This window comes from Affinundibacterium danionis (genome assembly GCF_042432465.1).
Classification (GTDB): Bacteria; Pseudomonadota; Gammaproteobacteria; order Burkholderiales; family Burkholderiaceae_D; genus Undibacterium; species Undibacterium danionis.
Genome location: NZ_JBHLXJ010000023.1, coordinates 1 through 1,198 on the forward strand (window position 1 = coordinate 1; position 1,198 = coordinate 1,198).

General features: G+C 44.8%; 1 protein-coding gene. It reads left to right on the forward strand.

Going from position 1 to position 1,198, the window contains the following annotated elements:
* Window positions 1–101: 101 nt before the first annotated feature.
* The gene (locus ACFFJH_RS18010; RefSeq protein WP_390214363.1) at window positions 102–1,142 is read left to right on the forward strand and encodes an IS481 family transposase; all 1,041 of its coding nucleotides are present in this window, start codon (window positions 102–104) and stop codon (window positions 1,140–1,142) included.
* Window positions 1,143–1,198: the final 56 nt, after the last annotated feature.

Sequence of the window (1,198 nt, forward strand, 5' to 3'; positions counted from 1 at the left end):
TATTAGTTCAGACTTGATCTGACACATCGACTTGAAAAGATGAGAGTTACCGGTTTAGATATGGGTGTCGAATCCTACTAAACCAAAGAAAGGTAACTCTCATGCTACATACTAACAACCCTATCATCAAACATAAAGCCGGTTTGCTCAATTTAGCTGAGGAACTGAGCAATGTGTCCCGAGCGTGCAAAGTCATGGGTGTTTCACGCGACACTTTTTATCGCTATCAAGAGCTGGCGAACGAAGGTGGTGTTGAAGCGCTGATTGATAAAAGTCGACGTTCTCCGAATCTCAAGAATCGCGTTGACCCCACCATTGAAGACGCCGTTAAAACCTATGCGATAGACTATCCTGCGCACGGGCAGCACAGGACGAGTAACGAATTAAGAAAGCTTGGCGTATTCGTTTCAGGCAGTGGTGTACGGTCGATCTGGTTGCGGCACGATCTGGAAAACTTTAAGAAGCGACTCAAGGCGCTGGAAGCCAAAGTAGCAAGTGAAGGCATCCTCTTAAACGATGCACAGGTTGCCGCATTGGAAAAGAAGAAGGATGACGATGAAGCCTGTGGTGAAATCGAAACGGCGCATCCTGGCTATCTTGGCTCGCAAGATACTTTCTATGTGGGTAACCTTAAAGGGGTGGGCCGTATCTACCAACAGACCTATGTTGATACCTATAGTAAAGTCGCTCATTGCAAGCTCTACACCACCAAAACCCCGATCACGGCGGCTGATTTACTCAACGATAAAGTGTTACCGTTCTATGAAGCCAATGAGCTTTCTGTACTGCGTGTCTTGACCGATCGAGGTACGGAATTCTGCGGTAAAGTTGAACAACATGACTACCAACTTTATTTGGCTATCAACGATATTGATCACACCAAAACGAAAGCGATGTCGCCACAAACCAATGGCATTTGCGAACGATTCCATCGAACCATTTTGCAGGAATTCTATCAAGTGACGTTCCGTAAAAAGATCTATACGACGCTCGATGAATTACAAAAAGATCTGGACGCATGGCTCATTTACTATAACAATGAACGAACTCATCAAGGCAAAATGTGCTGCGGCAGAACGCCAATGGATACTTTGCTTGAAGGGAAATTGATTTGGGTTGAAAAGAATTTGACTCAAATCTAATCTGACAGACACCCTAGAAAAACTGGTAACTGTCAGATCGGGTCTGAGCTAATACA

Bases quoted from the DNA above. Each gene is read 5' to 3' on its own strand.
- ACFFJH_RS18010 (WP_390214363.1), top strand. From the start codon at position 102: ATGCTACATACTAACAACCCTATCATCAAACATAAAGCCGGTTTGCTC.